This is a genomic window from Pseudomonas sp. 05N434 (assembly GCF_056396965.1).
On record NZ_JBFTMK010000026.1, the window covers coordinates 1 to 17,560 of the forward strand.

General features: G+C 58.2%; 16 protein-coding genes and 1 pseudogene. 2 read left to right on the top strand and 15 right to left on the bottom strand.

Going from position 1 to position 17,560, the window contains the following annotated elements; all coding sequences use genetic code 11:
- From rnhB to rpsB, 15 genes and pseudogenes are all read right to left on the bottom strand, one after another.
- Window positions 1-130, bottom strand: a pseudogene (gene rnhB / locus AC1DLB_RS03190) (ribonuclease HII); the annotation flags it as partial.
- Window positions 130-1,257: a lipid-A-disaccharide synthase gene (gene lpxB / locus AC1DLB_RS03195; protein WP_064620046.1), complete on the bottom strand. Its 1,128-nt coding sequence runs from the start codon at window positions 1,255-1,257 to the stop codon at window positions 130-132. The pseudogene rnhB and the gene lpxB, both read right to left, overlap by 1 nt.
- Before the next feature lie 2 nt (window positions 1,258-1,259).
- Complete coding sequence (gene lpxA, locus AC1DLB_RS03200; RefSeq protein WP_018927011.1) at window positions 1,260-2,036, bottom strand: acyl-ACP--UDP-N-acetylglucosamine O-acyltransferase; 777 nt, start codon at window positions 2,034-2,036, stop codon at window positions 1,260-1,262.
- Entirely contained in the window at window positions 2,033-2,473 is a 441-nt protein-coding gene (gene fabZ / locus AC1DLB_RS03205; protein ID WP_007940511.1) for a 3-hydroxyacyl-ACP dehydratase FabZ, read from the bottom strand. Before fabZ ends, lpxA begins: the two co-directional genes overlap by 4 nt.
- A gap of 109 nt (window positions 2,474-2,582) precedes the next feature.
- Complete coding sequence (lpxD, locus tag AC1DLB_RS03210; protein WP_018927012.1) at window positions 2,583-3,638, bottom strand: UDP-3-O-(3-hydroxymyristoyl)glucosamine N-acyltransferase; 1,056 nt, start codon at window positions 3,636-3,638, stop codon at window positions 2,583-2,585.
- A gap of 3 nt (window positions 3,639-3,641) precedes the next feature.
- Window positions 3,642-4,145, bottom strand: a complete 504-nt coding sequence (locus AC1DLB_RS03215) for an OmpH/Skp family outer membrane protein (RefSeq protein WP_007940508.1) — start codon at window positions 4,143-4,145, stop codon at window positions 3,642-3,644.
- Between the two features lie 45 nt (window positions 4,146-4,190).
- A complete protein-coding gene (gene bamA / locus AC1DLB_RS03220; protein WP_477784589.1) occupies window positions 4,191-6,569 on the bottom strand; it encodes an outer membrane protein assembly factor BamA in 2,379 nt (792 codons plus the stop codon).
- 72 nt (window positions 6,570-6,641) lie between these two features.
- The gene (gene rseP, locus AC1DLB_RS03225; RefSeq protein ID WP_477784590.1) at window positions 6,642-7,994 is read right to left on the bottom strand and encodes an RIP metalloprotease RseP; all 1,353 of its coding nucleotides are present in this window, start codon (window positions 7,992-7,994) and stop codon (window positions 6,642-6,644) included.
- Between the two features lie 52 nt (window positions 7,995-8,046).
- A complete protein-coding gene (gene ispC, locus AC1DLB_RS03230; RefSeq protein WP_086944759.1) occupies window positions 8,047-9,237 on the bottom strand; it encodes a 1-deoxy-D-xylulose-5-phosphate reductoisomerase in 1,191 nt (396 codons plus the stop codon).
- Window positions 9,234-10,040, bottom strand: coding sequence for a phosphatidate cytidylyltransferase (locus tag AC1DLB_RS03235; protein ID WP_086944758.1), 807 nt, complete (start codon window positions 10,038-10,040; stop codon window positions 9,234-9,236). Before AC1DLB_RS03235 ends, ispC begins: the two co-directional genes overlap by 4 nt.
- Window positions 10,040-10,795 carry a polyprenyl diphosphate synthase gene (gene uppS, locus AC1DLB_RS03240; RefSeq protein WP_064620052.1) on the bottom strand — a complete coding sequence of 252 codons (756 nt, stop codon included), beginning with the start codon at window positions 10,793-10,795 and terminating at the stop codon, window positions 10,040-10,042. The genes AC1DLB_RS03235 and uppS overlap by 1 nt, the downstream gene beginning before the upstream one ends.
- A 14-nt stretch (window positions 10,796-10,809) precedes the next feature.
- Window positions 10,810-11,367 (bottom strand): ribosome recycling factor, encoded by a 558-nt coding sequence (frr, locus tag AC1DLB_RS03245; protein WP_007940501.1) that lies wholly within the window; start codon window positions 11,365-11,367, stop codon window positions 10,810-10,812.
- Window positions 11,364-12,107, bottom strand: coding sequence for a UMP kinase (gene pyrH, locus AC1DLB_RS03250; RefSeq protein WP_477784591.1), 744 nt, complete (start codon window positions 12,105-12,107; stop codon window positions 11,364-11,366). The genes frr and pyrH overlap by 4 nt, the downstream gene beginning before the upstream one ends.
- 210 nt (window positions 12,108-12,317) lie before the next feature.
- On the bottom strand, window positions 12,318-13,181 hold the full coding sequence (gene tsf, locus AC1DLB_RS03255) for a translation elongation factor Ts (protein WP_477784592.1): 864 nt from the start codon (window positions 13,179-13,181) through the stop codon (window positions 12,318-12,320).
- A 190-nt stretch (window positions 13,182-13,371) separates the two neighbouring features.
- Entirely contained in the window at window positions 13,372-14,109 is a 738-nt protein-coding gene (rpsB, locus tag AC1DLB_RS03260) for a 30S ribosomal protein S2 (RefSeq protein WP_477784593.1), read from the bottom strand.
- Window positions 14,110-14,481: 372 nt separating this feature from the next.
- Between rpsB and map the strand changes: the two genes are divergently transcribed.
- Both map and AC1DLB_RS03270 read left to right on the top strand, forming a co-directional pair.
- The gene (gene map / locus AC1DLB_RS03265; protein ID WP_018927020.1) at window positions 14,482-15,264 is read left to right on the top strand and encodes a type I methionyl aminopeptidase; all 783 of its coding nucleotides are present in this window, start codon (window positions 14,482-14,484) and stop codon (window positions 15,262-15,264) included.
- A gap of 45 nt (window positions 15,265-15,309) precedes the next feature.
- The coding region (locus tag AC1DLB_RS03270) for a [protein-PII] uridylyltransferase (RefSeq protein ID WP_477784594.1) at window positions 15,310-17,560 on the top strand (2,251 nt) is incomplete at its 3' end.

The window sequence follows — 17,560 nt, forward strand, 5'->3', positions numbered from 1 at the left end:
GGATCACCGCGGCGGTCACCACGGCACCGCACAGCGGGCCGCGACCGACTTCATCGACACCTGCCACCAGATCTTCAACTTCATCGACCAGCATAAAATCCAGGCCCAGCTGCTTGCTTGCTTTGCTCATTATGCTCTGCCAATCAGGTTCAGTACCGCGTCCGCTGCCTGATTGGAGGCGTCCAGTCGCAGGGTTCGGTGGATTTCGTCAAAGCCTCGGGTCTGCTCCTCGCCACCTTCGATCAGCGGCGACAGAGTCTGGGCCAGGGCTTCGACTGTCGCATCGTCCTGCAACAACTCTGGCACCAGCAGGCGCTGGGCCAGCAAATTCGGCAACGAGACGTAGGGACTCTTCACCATCCGTTTGAGAATCCAGAACGTCAGCGGTGCCAGGCGATAAGCGACCACCATCGGCCGCTTGTACAGCAATGCTTCCAGGGTCGCGGTGCCCGAAGCGATCAACACCGCGTCGCACGCCGCCAGCGCCAGATGGGATTTGCCGTCGAGCAAGGTCAGCGGCAGATCGCGACCAGCCAGCAACTCTTCCAACTGGGCCCGGCGCTCCGGACTGGCGCACGGCATGACGAATCGCACGCCCGGACGCATGGCCCGCAGGCGCTGGGCGGTGTCGAGGAACAACGCACCGAGGCGCCCGACTTCACCGCCACGACTACCCGGCATCAGGGCAACCAACGGCCCTTCCGGCAAACCGAGTTCGGCCCGCGCGGCGGTGCGATCGGCCTCAAGCGGGATCGCATCGGCCAGGGAATGCCCGACAAACCGTACCGGCACGCCCTTCTCTTCATAAAATTTAGCTTCGAACGGGAACAGCGTCAGCATCAGGTCGCAACCTTCGCGAATCTTCAGCACCCGCTTCTGTCGCCATGCCCAGACCGACGGGCTGACGTAATGCACGGTCTTGATCCCGGCCTGACGCAGCTTGAGTTCGATATTGAGGTTGAAGTCCGGGGCATCGATACCGATGAACACGTCCGGCTTCGCGGCGATCAGGTCCGCAACCAGTTTCTTGCGACGGGCCAACAGCTCGCGCAAACGGCCCAGCACTTCCACCAGCCCCATGACAGAAAGGCGTTCCATCGGGAAATACGAGGTCAGGCCTTCGGCCTGCATCAGCGGACCGCCGACACCAATGAACTCGACCGCCGGATGCTGTGCCTTGAGCGCACGCATGAGACCCGCACCCAGAATGTCACCGGAAGCCTCACCCGCCACCAGCGCAATACGCAGATTGGCCATGATTAGCGGGTGATGCCGCGGGTCGAAGACTGGATGGAATCACGAAACACCGCGACTTCCGGGAACTGCAGCGAGGGTTCGGCCAGCTCGGCGAGCGCTTGCTCGACTGTCAGGCCTTGGCGGTAAACCACCTTGTAGGCACGACGCAGCGCGTGGATCGCCTCTTCGCTGAAGCCGCGACGGCGCATGCCTTCGAAGTTCATGCTGCGAGCTTCAGCGGGGTTGCCGAATACCGTGACGTACGCAGGAACGTCTTTGCCAATGGCAGTGCCCATGCCGGAAAAGCTGTGGGCGCCAATGTGGCAATACTGGTGAACCAGGGTGAAGCCGGACAGGATCGCCCAGTCTTCAACGTGCACATGCCCTGCCAACGCGGTGTTGTTGACCAGGATGCAATGATTGCCGATAACGCTGTCGTGACCGATGTGGGCATAGGCCATGATCAGGTTGTGATCGCCCAGGGTCGTTTCCGAACGGTCCTGAATGGTCCCGCGGTGAATCGTCACGCCTTCACGGATGACGTTGTGGTCACCGATGACCAGACGGGTTTCCTCGCCCTTGTATTTCAGATCGGGCGTGTCCTCACCTACCGAAGAAAACTGGTAGATGCGGTTGTGCTTACCGATTCGGGTCGGGCCCTTGAGAATCACATGCGGCCCGATCACTGTCCCCTCGCCGATTTCCACACCTGCGCCGACAATCGACCAAGGGCCGACTTCGACGTCGTCGGCCAGGATGGCCGTCGGATCGATGATTGCGCGAGGGTCAATCAAACTCATAGTTTGCGTTCCGCACAGATGATTTCAGCGGAGCAGACTGGCTTGCCATCGACCGAAGCCTGGCATTCGAACTTCCAGATCTGACGCTTGCAGCTGATGAACTTGGCTTCAAGGATCAATTGATCGCCCGGCAGCACCGGCTGACGGAAGCGCAGTTTGTCGGAGCCGACGAAGTAGTAAAGCGTGCCATCGGCCGGTTTCACGTCGAGCATTTTGAAACCAAGGATCCCGGCAGCCTGAGCCATCGCTTCGATGATCAGTACACCCGGCATGATTGGATGCGCAGGGAAGTGACCATTGAAGAACGGCTCGTTGATGCTGACATTCTTGTAGGCGCGAATGCGCTTGCCTTCCACATCCAGATCCACGACCCGGTCCACCAGCAGGAACGGGTAACGGTGAGGCAGGTATTCGCGAATCTCGTTGATGTCCATCATTTCGGGGGGAAGCCTATGTAAAGATTGGGAGCGCGCGACTGACGCGCACTCCTCTAGCAAATCAAGGGAGGCAGTCTAGCGGCTGTGCACACTTGATATGGAAATGGTATCAGCCATCTGATGAAGCATTACCGTCAGGGGTCACGTCCCCTACACGCTTTTCCAGCTGTCGCAGACGTCGCGCGATGTCATCGAGCTGACGGATACGTGCCGCGCTTTTGCGCCATTCGGCTGCCGGTTGCATCGCCGTACCGGAAGAATAGGAGCCCGGCTCGGTAATCGAGTGGGTCACCATGGTCATCCCGGTCAGGAAAACGTTGTCGCAAATGTCGATATGCCCCACCAGCCCTACGCCACCGGCGAGCATGCAATGCTTGCCGATTTTGGTGCTGCCGGAAATTCCCACGCACGCGGCCATGGCCGTGTGGTCACCGACCTGGACGTTGTGGGCAATCTGAATCTGATTGTCGAGCTTCACACCATTACCAATGACGGTATCGGCCAGCGCGCCACGATCGATAGCGGTATTTACGCCTATTTCCACGTCGTCTCCGATCGAGACGCCGCCGATCTGGGCAATTTTCTGCCAGATACCTTTCTCGTTGGCAAAACCGAAGCCTTCACCACCGAGCACGGCACCGGATTGAATCACCACCCGTTTGCCGATGCGCACGTCGTGATACAGCGTGACGCGCGGGGCCAACCAGCCGCCCTCGCCAATTTCGCAGCGTGCACCGATGAAGCAATGCGCACCAACGGTCACACCGGCGCCAATGCGCGCTGCACTTTCGATGACCGCAAAGGCACCGATGCTCGCCGCCGGATCGACCACCGCATCCGCTGCCACTACCGCTGTCGGATGAATACCGGCCGGCGCCTTGGGCTTGGGATCGAACAGGTGGGAAATGCGCGCATAAGACAGATATGGATCAGCCACCACCAGCGCATCACCGACAAAACCTTCAGCGTCAGCGGCCTTCAGCAGCACGGCTGCGGCCTGACTGTCAGCCAGGTATTTACGGTATTGAGGATTTGCCAGAAAGCTCAACTGAGCTGGGCCAGCCTCTTGCAAAGTGGCCAGCCCAGTAATTTCTTTCTCCGGGTCGCCACGTAAGGTGGCGCCGAGGAACTCGGCCAACTGGCCGAGCTTTATAGTCGCTGTCATGGGTTACTTCAGCTGATTCATGCGCTCGATAACCTGGCGAGTGATGTCGTACTGAGGCTTGACATCAATCACTGCGCCACGCTCGAAGACCAGGTCATAAGCACCTTTCTTGATGACTTCTTCCACAGCGCTGTCCAGTTTCGGCTTGAGCTGCTTCAGCATTTCACGGTCGGCAACGGCTTTGGCTTCGTTCAGCTCCTTGGACTGGAACTGGAAATCACGGGCCTTTTGCTTGAACTCGAGCTCCAGACGTTCACGCTCGCCTTGCTGCATCTTGTCGCCACCGGCCATCAGACGGTCCTGGATACCCTTGGCGCTGCTTTCCAGGCTCTTGAGCTTGGTCAGTTGCGGGCCGAATTTTTTCTCGGCATCCACGGCGTATTTCTTCGCCGCATCGGATTCCAGCAGTGCCATCTGATAGTTCAGAACGGCGATTTTCATGTCGGCAAAAGCCGGACCTGCAACCAGCACGGTCGCCAGGAGAACCAATTGAGTCAACTTACGCACGATGCACTCCTACAAAATCCATTGTCATTATCTTGGGTCAGACGCTTAGAACGTCTGGCCGAGGGAGAATTGGAACACTTGAGTCTCGGCATTGCTGTCCGGTTTTTTGACTGGCATCGCCAAGGCGAAGCTCAACGGACCAAGGGCGGTAACCCATGTCACACCGACACCCACCGAACTGGCCATGTTGCTCAGGCTGACGTCGTTACACTGAGTGTTGGACTTGGAACCATCGGCGTTGGTGCTCTGCTTGCAAGTCGAATCGAACACATTACCCACGTCCCAGAATACCGAAGTGCGCAAGGAACGCTGATCTTTCACGAACGGCATAGGGAATAGAACTTCTACACCACCCTGAATCAGGACGTTACCACCAAACGGCAGTGGATCCTGGTCCGGGTCGGTTGCGGTGCCCGGGTTCACGCCCCGGCTCGGCGTACTACGAGGCCCCAGGGTGCTGTCTTTGAAGCCACGAACCGAGTTGAAACCACCGGCGTAATAGTTTTCATAGAACGGCAAGCCGTCGGTCGAACCATAACCATCGCCATAGCCCAGCTCGGTGTGGAGGCGCATGGTGTAGTTTTCAGACAACGGCTGGAACAATTGACCGCGATAATCGAGCTTGAAGAACGACAAGTCGCTGCCCGGTGTCGTGGCTTCCGCAGTCAAGCTCTGGGAGTGACCACGGGTCGCCAGTACCCCTTTGTTCAAGGTGGATTCAGACCAACCGGCCGATGCCTTGAAGTTGAGGTACTGATCACCTTCCTTGTTAACGAAGTCGAAGATTTCGTCGACGGTGTAAAGACCCGTCTTGATCTTGTCTTGTTGTGCAGACAAACCAAACGTCAGACGCGAAGTCTCGCTGATCGGATAACCAACGTTGACACCTGCGCCCAGGCTGTCTACGGCGTAGCTGGCTACGTTGACATCGAGGTCTTTGTAGTCGGTCGTACGATAGAAAGCGTTGTAACCCAGGCTCACACCGTCAGCTGTCCAGTAGGGGTCGACATAACCGAAGTTATAACGGCTTTGATACTGACTGCGAGTCAAGCCGATGCTGACCTTGTTACCGGTACCCAGGAAGTTGTTCTGAGTGATCGAACCACCAAGGATCAGACCGGCGCTCTGGGCGAAACCAACGCTGGCGGTAATCGAACCGGAAGCCTGCTCTTCAACGCTGTAGTTCACGTCAACCTGATCATCGACACCCGGCACGGCCGGCGTCTCGACGTTGRCTTCCTTGAAGAAGCCCAGACGTTCCAGGCGGGTCTTGGATTGGTCGATCAGGTAGGTCGAAGCCCAGCCGCCTTCCATCTGACGCATTTCACGGCGCAGCACTTCGTCTTCGGACTTGGTGTTGCCACGGAAGTTGATGCGGTTCACGTAAGCACGCTTGCCCGGATCGACAGCGAATGTGATATCGACCGTGTGGTCTTCATCGTGAGGCTGAGGCACGCCGTTGACGTTAGCGAAGGTGTAACCCTCGTTACCCAGGCGGCGGGTAATCAGTTCGGAGGTGGTGGTCATCAGCTTGCGCGAGAACACCTGGCCTTTCTGAACCAGTAGCAGGGACTTGACCTGGTCTTCAGGCACTTTCAAGTCGCCGCTGAGTTTCACGTCACGAACGGTGTACTTCTCGCCTTCGTTGACGTTGACGGTGATATAGACGTGTTTCTTGTCCGGGGTGATGGACACCTGGGTCGAAGCGATATCCATATTGATATAGCCACGGTCCAGGTAATAGGAACGCAGACGCTCCAGGTCACCGGAGAGCTTTTCACGAGCGTACTTGTCATCGTTCTTGAAGAACGACAGCCAGTTGCTGGTCTTGAGTTCGAACAGGTCGATCAGGTCTTCATCAGGAAAAACAGTGTTGCCCACCACGTTGATGTGYTGGATCGCCGCKACRGWRCCTTCGTYGATSTTGAYYTTCAGGSCMACGCGGTTACGCGGYTGYGGSAYCACTTCGGYRTCGACSGWMGCCGAGTAGCGGCCCTGAGCGACGTATTGRCGCTGCAGCTCGTTRCGCACRCCTTCGAGGGTSGCGCGCTGGAAGATCTCGCCTTCGGCCAGACCGGAYTGYTTGAGGCCCTTCATCAGGTCTTCAGTGGAGATCGCCTTGTTGCCTTCGATCTCGATACTGGCGACCGASGGRCGCTCGACYACMGTRATGACCAGGACGTTGCCTTCACGGCCCAGCTGGATATCTTGAAAGAACCCGGTTTTGAACARCGCACGRGTGGATTCCACCAGGCGACGATCATCCGCCTGCTCGCCGACGTTCAACGGCAAGGCACCAAAGACACTACCCGCGGAGACCCGCTGGAGGCCATTGACGCGAATATCAGAGATAGTGAAGGACTCGGCGTGAACTTCGGCGATCATCAATACGGTGAGAACCGCAGTTAGCAGCAGACGTTTCATGAAGTCCTTTCTTATTCCAACTGGCAATAAAAACTGCCGCAAAATGCGGCAGATTCGCAATTCAGCGAAGCGTTACAGTCGACCCAGATCATTGACCAGAGCAAGCAACATCACCCCGACCACCAAACTGATACCGATCTGTATCCCCCAACCTTGCACCCGATCCGACAAGGGACGACCACGCGCCCACTCGATCAGATAAAACAACAAATGCCCCCCATCCAGTACAGGAATGGGCAGCAAATTCAGAACACCCAGGCTAATACTCAGATAAGCAAGGAAATTCAGGAAATCAGCGATGCCCGACTGGGCAGAAGCGCCCGCCACTTTAGCAATGGTTATCGGTCCACTCAAGTTTTTTACCGAGAGCTCGCCGAACAACATTTTCTTGAGCGAGTCGAGGGTCAGTACGCTCATGGTCCAGGTGCGTCGGGCACCCTCCCCAATCGCGGCCACCGGACCGTAACTGACTTCGCGAATCATCTCTGGTGGCCAATCGACCGCTTTCACCCCTGCGCCCAGATAGCCAGTGGGTGCCTTGCTCTCGCCGCGCGCGGCCAGCGTCACAGGGACGTCGATTTGAGCACCGTCGCGCTCAACGCGCAGCATGATTTTGGTATCCGGATGCAAACGGACGATGTCGACTACTTGCTGCCAGTCATCCAGTGCCTTGCCATCAAAGGTCRACAGGCGGTCTCCAGCCTTCAAACCCGCAGCCTTCGCCGGCCCTTTCGGATCAATTTCGGCCAGCACCGGCGGCAATGCCGGACGCCAGGGGCGAATACCCAGCGAGTGAATAGGATCCGGCTCGTTAGCCCCCTTGAGCCACTTGTCCAGCACCAGCCCACGAGGCGAATCCACGGTGGAGCCCTGTTCGCGGACCAGCACTTGCAGGGAACCGCTCTCGCCCAGGCGGCGGACCAGTTGCAGGTTCACCGCAGCCCAGCCGGAAGTGGGCTCGCCATCGATGGCAATAATTTCCTGCCCCGGACTCAAACCTGCCCTGGAGGCGATACTGCCGGATTCGACCGCGCCGATAACCGGGCGCACCTGCTCGCTGCCCAGCATTGCCAATGCCCAGAAAAACACCATCGCCAATAGAAAGTTGGCAATCGGACCGGCTGCCACGATAGCAACGCGCTGACGGACGGACTTGCGATTGAAGGCGTGATCGAGCTGATCGGCCGGCACCTCACCTTCGCGCTCGTCGAGCATTTTCACGTAGCCACCCAGCGGGATGGCGGCAACCACGAATTCAGTGCCTTTGCTGTCGTGCCAGCGCAGCAGCGGCATGCCGAAGCCCACGGAGAAACGCAGCACTTTGACCCCACAGCGACGTGCGACCCAGAAATGGCCGAATTCGTGGAAGGTGACCAGCACGCCCAGCGCTACCAGGGTGCCGACAATCATATAGAGCGCGCTCATCTACTTTCTCCGCAATCCTATCGGTGCTGCATGGGCCAACGTATTGCAGCACTTATCGGCCGTGACGACTCAACCATTGCCCGGCCAGTACCCGTGCTTTCGCATCGGCCGTAAACACTGCCTCGAGATCATCAACCGCAACCACAGGCTCGAGGTTCAATACTTCCTCGATAATACTCGCGATTTCCAGATAGCGAACCCGTCCGTCGAGAAAGGCCGCCACAGCCACTTCATTCGCGGCATTGAGCATGGCCGGCGCGCTGTTACCAGCCTCGGCGGCTTGACGCGCAAGGCGCAGGCAAGGGAAACGCTCTTCATCGGGTGCCTGGAAATCCAGGCGAGCGATGGCGAACAGATCCAACGGCGCAACGCCCGAGTCGATCCGCTCCGGCCACGCCAGGGCATTGGCAATTGGTGTGCGCATATCCGGATTACCCAGCTGCGCCAGCACCGAACCATCGACATAGTCGACCAGCGAATGAATCACGCTTTGCGGGTGAATCACCACTTCGACCTGAGAGGGCGTAGCGTCGAACAGCCAGCAGGCCTCGATCAGCTCGAGCCCTTTGTTCATCATGCTGGCCGAATCCACCGAAATCTTGCGCCCCATGGACCAATTCGGGTGAGCACACGCTTGCTCGGGGGTAACATGCGCCAGTTCGGCCAGGGGCGTCTGCCGGAACGGGCCACCAGAGGCTGTCAGTAGAATCCGGCGTACACCGACCGCGCCCAAACCACGAGAGAAGTCCTGCGGCATGCACTGGAAAATCGCGTTGTGTTCGCTGTCGATAGGCAGCAGTACCGAACCGCTTTTACGCACGGCCTGCATGAACAGCGCACCGGACATCACCAGCGCTTCTTTATTGGCCAAAAGAATCTTTTTGCCGGCCTCGACCGCCGCCAGGGTCGGACGCAAACCCGCCGCCCCGACGATCGCCGCCATTACCGCATCGACTTCCGGATCCGAGGCGATCTGACACAAGCCCTCCTCTCCCACCAGAACACGGGTCGACAGGCCAGCCGCATGCAATTCGTCCTGCAAGCCTCGGGCAGCGCCAGATTCCGGCACGACCGCGAAACGTGGCTCATGACGCACGCACAGCGCCAGCAGCTCACTCAAACGAGTGAAACCGCTCAAGGCGAATACCTGATAGCGTTCGGGGTGACGGGCGATGACGTCCAGAGTGCTCAGACCAATCGAGCCGGTCGCCCCCAGCACGGTAATCTGTTGTGGGCGACTCACGATGCCGCCATCCACAGAAGCACGGCGAACACTGGAATCGCCGCTGTCAGACTGTCGATGCGGTCCAGCACACCGCCGTGCCCCGGCAGCAGATTACTGCTGTCCTTGATCCCCGACTGGCGCTTGAACATACTTTCGGTGAGGTCGCCCACCACCGAAATGAACACGATGACCGCGGCACCGAACAGGCCCATCAGCATCTGAGCGAAACTCCAGTCCCGCGCAAAACCGACGATTGCCGTGATCACCAGGCTCAGCAGCAAGCCGCCGTACACGCCCTCCCAGCTCTTGCCAGGGCTGACCTGTGGTGCCAGCTTGCGCTTGCCGAAGGCTCGGCCGGAAAAGTACGCACCGATATCGGCGCCCCAGACCAGCACCATCACGGCCATGATCAGCCAGTTGCCCAAGGGTTCCTGCTTGATCAGGATCAGACCTTGCCAGGCCGGCAACAGAATCAACAAACCGATCGCCAGCTTGCAGGCAGCGCTGGCCCAGTGTTCGCTGGACCGCGGATAAGTCAGCACCAGATAGGTGGCCACGCCCCACCAGAGCACCGAGGCACCCAGCACCCAAGGCGCGAGCCCCGGCAGGATGTGCATGACAAACAGCATCAGCGCGACCACAGCTGCAAAAGCAACACGGATCGCCTGGCCAGCAAAACCTGCCAGGCGCGCCCATTCCCATGCCCCCAGCGTCACCACCAGCCCGATAAACAGTGCAAAACCGGACCCTTCAAGCAGGAAAAACCCGCACAGGGCAATCGGCAGCAGAATCAGTGCCGTGATGATTCGTTGTTTAAGCATTAAACCCGGGCTCCAGACTCGACCTGTTCGCTCGTTTTACCGAAGCGACGCTGGCGAGAAGCGAAATCAGCCAGCGCCTTGCGCATGGCGTCGTGTTTGAAGTCCGGCCAGAACAGGTCGGAGAAGTACAACTCGGCGTAAGCCAGTTGCCACAGCAGGAAGTTACTGATGCGATGCTCGCCACCGGTACGGATGCACAAGTCCGGCAACGGCAGATCGCCGGTCGCCAGACAGGTTTGCAACAGCTCGGGAGTGATGTCTTCAGGGCGCAGATGCCCGGCCTGAACTTCGCGCGCCAGACGTTGCGCAGCTTGCGCGATGTCCCACTGACCACCGTAGTTGGCGGCGATCTGCAGGATAAAGCGATTGACGCCGGCAGTCATAGCCTCGGCTTCACGCATGGCAGCTTGAAGCTCTGGATGAAAACGCGAACGGTCGCCGATGATGCGCAAACTGATGTTGTTGTCGTTCAGGCGCTTGGCCTCGCGACGCAGCGCCCTGAAGAACAGATCCATCAAGGCACTGACCTCATCGGCCGGGCGTTGCCAGTTCTCACTGGAGAACGCAAACAGGGTCAATACCTCAACCCCGGACTCCGCACACACCTCGATGACCGCACGAACAGCATCCACACCCGCTTTATGCCCGGCGACACCCGGCATAAAGCGTTTTTTCGCCCAACGATTATTACCATCCATGATGATCGCGACATGGCGCGGCACCGCGGACGGCGCAGTCTGCTTGGTCTTGTCCATTTAAAACTCGACCCTTATACGGCCATCAGGTCTTTTTCTTTCTCCGCCAACTTAGCGTCGATTTCAGCCACGAATTTCTTGGTCAGATCGTCGATCTCGCCAGTGGCACGACGCTCTTCGTCTTCGCTGATTTCCTTTTCCTTGACCAGGTCCTTCAGCGAGCTGTTTGCATCGCGACGGATGTTGCGCACGGCAACACGGGCATCCTCAGCGACATCACGAGCCTGCTTGGTGAAGCCCCGGCGGGTTTCTTCGGTCAGGGCCGGCATGGAGATCAGCAGCAACTCACCCAGGTTGGTCGGGTTGAGATTCAGGCCAGCGCTACCGATAGCCTTGTCGACCGCGCCCAGCATGTTGCGCTCGAAGGCAACGACTTGCAGGGTACGGGCGTCTTTAACGGTGATGTTCGCCACTTGCTTGATCGGAGTGTCGGCGCCGTAGTACGGAACCATCACGCCTTCCAGAATGCTTGGGTGCGCCTGTCCGGTACGGATACGCCCGAAGTTGTGCGCCAGCGATTCTACGGATTTCTGCATGCGCTCTTTAGCGTCTTTCTTGATTTCGTTGATCATTGTTGAACTTCCTCGATCAGGGTTCCTTCAGCGCCGCCATGTACGATATTCAACAGGGCACCGGGTTTGTTCATATTAAACACGCGCAGCGGCATCTTGTGGTCGCGGCACAGGCAAATGGCCGTCAGATCCATCACACCCAGCTTGCGATCCAGCACTTCATCGTAGGTCAGATGATCGAACTTCTCGGCATGCGGGTCTTTGAACGGGTCAGCGGTGTAGACGCCATCAACCTTCGTTGCCTTGAGCACCACATCGGCATCGATTTCGATTGCGCGCAGGCAGGCAGCCGAGTCCGTTGTAAAGAACGGATTGCCAGTACCGGCCGCGAAAATCACGACTTCCTTGGAGTTCAGGTGGYGCATGGCTTTGCGGCGATCATAGTGATCGGTCACGCCAACCATGGAAATGGCCGACATCACGATGGCCGAGATATTGGCACGTTCCAGCGCATCGCGCATCGCCAGGGCGTTCATCACAGTGGCCAGCATGCCCATGTGGTCGCCAGTGACCCGATCCATGCCGGCGGCGCTGAGCGCTGCGCCACGGAACAGGTTACCCCCGCCGATCACCAGACCGACCTGAACACCGATGCCAACCAGTTGGCCAACTTCCAGTGCCATGCGATCCAGAACTTTCGGATCGATCCCGAACTCTTCCGAGCCCATCAGGGCCTCGCCGCTAAGCTTGAGTAGAATGCGTTTATAGCGAGCCTGATAACCACTGCCCTGCTGAGCCATTGCGAATCTCTCCTGCGGCGTATTTTAAAAATTCTTTGCGAGCTGTTTACAGCTGGCGTTCACTCTAGCTTGGCGCTGCTTCAGCGCCATCGGAACATGGCTTTGTAAGCCAGTTCCAAAAGGAAACCAAATAAAATTGGCAACCCCATCTGAAAAGAGGCTGCGCGCGTAAGCGGGCAGCCTCTTCAGGGCGACAGTTAAAAAACCGTCTTATTGCTTGCTGGCAGCCAGCTGGGCAGCAACTTCTTCTGCGAAGTTGTCTACTGGCTTCTCGATGCCTTCGCCTACTTTGAAGTAGGTGAAAGAAACGATTTCAGCACCGGCTTTCTTGGCCAGGTCGCCGACCTTGATTTCAGGGTTCTTGACGAACGCCTGCTCAACCAGGCTCGCTTCAGCCAGGAACTTGCTGATACGGCCTTTGACCATGTTTTCAACGATGTTTTCTGGCTTGCCGGCAATCTTGTCAGCGTTGAGGGTCAGGAACACGCCTTTCTCGCGCTCGATCGCTTCAGCGGAAACTTCCGACGGCAGCAGGAATTCAGGGTTGGTAGCCGCTACGTGCATAGCGATGTCTTTGGCCAGCTCAACGTCGCCGCCCTTGAGAACAACCGCAACACCAATCTTGTTGCCGTGCAGGTAGCCACCAACAACATCGCCTTCAACGCGAGCCAGGCGACGAATGTTGACGTTTTCGCCAACCTTGCCAACCAGAACCAGACGATCAGCTTCACGCGCTTCGATCAGCGGAGCAGCATCGGTCAGTTTGTCAGCGAACGCTTTTTCAATGCTGGCAGCAACAAATGCCTTGAAGTCGTCCTGCAGAGCCAGGAAGTCGGTCTGCGAGTTCACTTCCAGCAGAACGGCGGATTTACCGTCTTCCTTGAGAGCGATTGCGCCTTCAGCGGCAACGTTGCCGGCTTTCTTGGCAGCCTTGATGGCGCCCGAAGCGCGCATGTCATCAATGGCTTTTTCGATGTCGCCGCCAGCCTTGGTCAAGGCCTTTTTGCAGTCCATCATGYCTTCGCCGGTACGCTCGCGCAGTTCTTTGACCAACGCTGCAGTAATCTCTGCCATTTTCAAATTCCTCTTGGATAGGTTTTCAACCATTCCACCCGATCGAACGGGCGATCAATTCTTCCCGAACCACCCTTGTTAGCTGCCGCACGTTACAGATAAAGCAGTGGGCGCCGACAAATGGTTTTCGAGGTGGCAAAAAGGGGGCCAAGCCCCCTTTTTGCTTACTGAGTCAACGCCAGGGCGTCAATTACTCAGCTGCAGCCTGAGTTTCTTCAGCTACGAATTCTACAGTGCCGCCAGCAACATTGTTGCGACCACGGATAACAGCGTCAGCCATCGAACCCATGTACAGCTGGATAGCGCGGATTGCGTCATCGTTGCCTGGGATGATGTAGTCAACGCCTTCCGGGCTGCTGTTGGTATCGACTACGCCGATAACCGGGATGCCCAGCTTGTTGGCTTCGGTGATCGCGATGCGCTCGTGATCAACGTCGATAACGAACAGAGCGTCTGGCAGACCGCCCATGTCCTTGATACCACCCAGGGAACGATCCAGCTTCTCAAGATCGCGAGTGCGCATCAGCGCTTCTTTCTTGGTCAGCTTGGCGAAAGTACCGTCTTCAGCTTGCACTTCAAGGTCACGCAGACGCTTGATGGAAGCACGGATGGTTTTGAAGTTGGTCAGCATGCCGCMCAACCAGCGGTGATCGACGTACGGCGAACCGCAACGTGCTGCTTCTTCAGCAACGATCTTGCCAGCGGAACGCTTGGTGCCGACGAACAGAATCTTGTTTTTGCCCTGGGCCAGACGCTCTACGAAAGTCAGAGCTTCGTTGAACATTGGCAGGGTTTTTTCAAGGTTGATGATGTGAATCTTGTTACGCGCGCCGAAAATGTACTTACCCATTTTCGGATTCCAGTAACGGGTYTGGTGACCGAAGTGCACACCGGCCTTSAGCATATCGCGCATGTTGACTTGGGACATGATAGTTCCTTAATAAGTCGGGTTTGGCCTCCACGTATCCCAATGACCAACCAGCAGCATCAGCTGAAGGCACCCAGGTCATCGTGTCGACACGTGTGTGGATTTAAGCTTTTCAGGGTACCCCGGAAAGCGGCGCATTTTATATCACAAGGCCGGAAAAAACGGAACCCGCATTCTGAAAACCTGGCGAATGCTTTTGATCCCGCCCTTGGAATCCCCCAAGAATGCGCCATCCTATAGAGAGAAGCGATGCACAGAAGCTCAGATTTGCCCTGATCGTCTGGTAGAATTGCGTTTTTCAGGGCCGCGACGATCGTTCGCGCAATGCCCATTTCGTTTTAGAAGGCGCCATTGAGCGCAGAGAGAGCCTGTATGACCGTCACCCTCAAAACCCCAGAGGACATCGCAAAAATGCGGATCGCCGGCAAATTGGCCGCCGATGTGCTGGAAATGATTGCCGATTATGTCAAGCCGGGCGTTACCACCGAAGAGCTGGACCGCATCTGCCACGACTACATCGTCAACGAGCAGAAAGCCATTCCTGCCCCGCTCAACTACAAGGGCTTTCCGAAGTCGATCTGCACCTCGATCAACCACGTGGTCTGCCACGGCATCCCGAACGAGAAGCCGTTGAAGGATGGCGACACGCTGAACATCGACGTCACAGTGATCAAGGACGGCTACCACGGCGATACCAGCCGCATGTTCCACGTCGGCACCGTGCCGGTCTGGGCCGAGCGTCTGTCCCAGGTGACACAGGAATGCATGTACAAGGCCATCGAACTGGTGAAACCCGGCTGCCGCCTGGGCGATATCGGTGAAGTCATCCAGAAGCACGCGGAAAAGAACGGTTTCTCGGTGGTTCGCGAGTTCTGCGGCCACGGCATTGGCAAGGTGTTCCACGAAGAGCCGCAGATCCTGCACTACGGCCGCGCCGGCACCGGCATGGAACTGAAAGCCGGCATGACCTTCACCATCGAGCCGATGATCAACCAGGGCAAGGCCGACACCAAGGTGCTGGGCGATGGCTGGACCGCGATCACCAAGGACCGCAAGCTGTCGGCGCAATGGGAACACACTCTGCTGGTGACCGATACCGGCTACGAGATCTTCACCCTGCGCAGCGACGATACCATCCCGCGCGTTTCGGCCTGATCCCGCCCGCGCCGTTCCCAGCCTTATAGAAAGGAAAGCCAATCGATGCCGCAGGTGGATCCCGAACTCTTCGACCGCGGCCAGTTCCAGGCTGAACTGGCCCTGAAGGCAAGCCCTATCGCTGCTTTCAAGAAGGCGATCCGTCAGGCCCGCGAAGTGCTCGACGAGCGGTTTCGCAGCGGCCGGGAGATTCGCCGGCTGATCGAGGATCGTGCCTGGTTCGTCGATAACATCCTGCAAAAGGCCTGGGAGCAATTCAACTGGAACTTCGAAGCCGACATCGCGCTGGTCGCGGTCGGCGGCTACGGTCGTGGCGAGTTGCACCCCTACTCTGACATCGACCTGCTGATCCTGCTGGGCGGCGCCGACCACGAAATTTTCCGTGATTCAATCGAGCGTTTTCTGACGTTGCTGTGGGACATCGGCCTGGAAGTCGGCCAGAGCGTTCGCTCGGTTGACGAATGCGCCGAGGAAGCCCGCGCCGACCTGACGGTGATCACCAACCTGATGGAAAGCCGCACCATTGCCGGTCCCGAGCGCCTGCGCCAGCGCATGCTGGACGTGACCAGCACAGAACACATGTGGCCCAGCAAGGAGTTCTTCCTGGCCAAGCGCGCCGAACAGAAAGCCCGTCACCACAAGTACAACGACACCGAGTACAACCTGGAACCCAACGTCAAGGGCTCGCCCGGTGGCCTGCGGGATATCCAGACGATTCTGTGGGTTGCCCGTCGTGAGTACGGCACCCTCAATCTGCGGGCCCTGGCCGGCGAAGGTTTCCTGGTGGAGAGCGAGAACGCCCTGCTGGCTTCGTCCCAGGAATTCCTGTGGAAAGTGCGTTATGCGCTGCACATGCTCGCCGGCCGCGCCGAAGACCGCCTGCTGTTCGATCACCAGCGCACAATTGCCGGGCTGCTGGGTTTCGTCGGCAATGACGCCAAGCACGCCATCGAAAACTTCATGCAGCAGTACTACCGGGTGGTCATGAGCATTGCCCAGCTCAGCGACTTGATCATCCAGCACTTCGAAGAAGTGATCCTGGCCCCCGAAGACGAAGCACCGCCCCAGCCGATCAACTCGCGATTCCAGCTGCACGACGGCTACATCGAGGCGCGCAACAACAATGTGTTCCGCCGCACGCCGTTCGCCATGCTCGAAATCTTCGTGCTGATGGCCCAGCAGCCGGAGATCAAAGGCGTACGCGCCGACACCATCCGCCTGCTGCGCGAGAACCGTCATTTGATCGACGACGACTTCCGCAACGATATTCGCAATACCAGCCTGTTCATCGAATTGTTCAAGTGCAAGATCGGCGTCCACCGCAACCTGCGGCGGATGAACCGTTACGGGATCCTTGGGCGTTATCTGCCGGAGTTCGGTTTTATTGTCGGGCAGATGCAGCACGACCTGTTTCACATCTATACGGTCGACGCGCACACCCTGAACCTGATCAAGCACCTGCGTAAGTTGCAGTACACCCAGGTGTCGGAAAAATTCCCGCTGGCCAGCAAGCTCATGGCCAAACTGCCCAAGCCGGAGTTGATTTACCTGGCCGGCCTGTACCACGACATCGGCAAGGGCCGGCATGGCGACCACTCGGAAATCGGCGCAGTGGACGCCGAAGCCTTTTGCCAGCGCCATCAGTTGCCGATCTGGGACAGCCGCCTGATCGTCTGGCTGGTGCAAAACCACCTGGTGATGTCGACCACCGCCCAGCGCAAGGACTTGTCCGACCCGCATGTGATCCACGATTTCGCGCAGATTGTCGGCGATGAAACCCGCCTCGATTATCTGTATGTGCTGACCGTTGCCGACATCAACGCGACCAACCCGACGCTATGGAACTCCTGGCGCGCGAGCCTGTTGCGCCAGCTCTACACCGAGACCAAGCGCGCCTTGCGTCGCGGCCTGGAAAACCCGGTGGATCGCGAAGAACAGATCCGCCAGACCCAAAGCGCAGCGCTGGACATTCTGGTACGCGGCGGCACCGACCCGGACGACGTCGAGCAGTTGTGGGCACAACTGGGCGATGACTACTTCCTGCGTCACACCGCCGGCGACGTGGCCTGGCACACTGATGCAATCTTGCAGCAGCCGGCCGACGGCGGCCCGCTGGTGCTGATCAAGGAAACCACCCAGCGCGAGTTCGAGGGCGGTACGCAGATCTTCATTTATGCGCCGGACCAGCACGACTTCTTCGCCGTGACCGTAGCGGCGATGGACCAGCTCAACMTGAACATTCACGACGCCCGGGTCATCACCTCCAGCAGCCAGTTCACCCTCGACACCTATATCG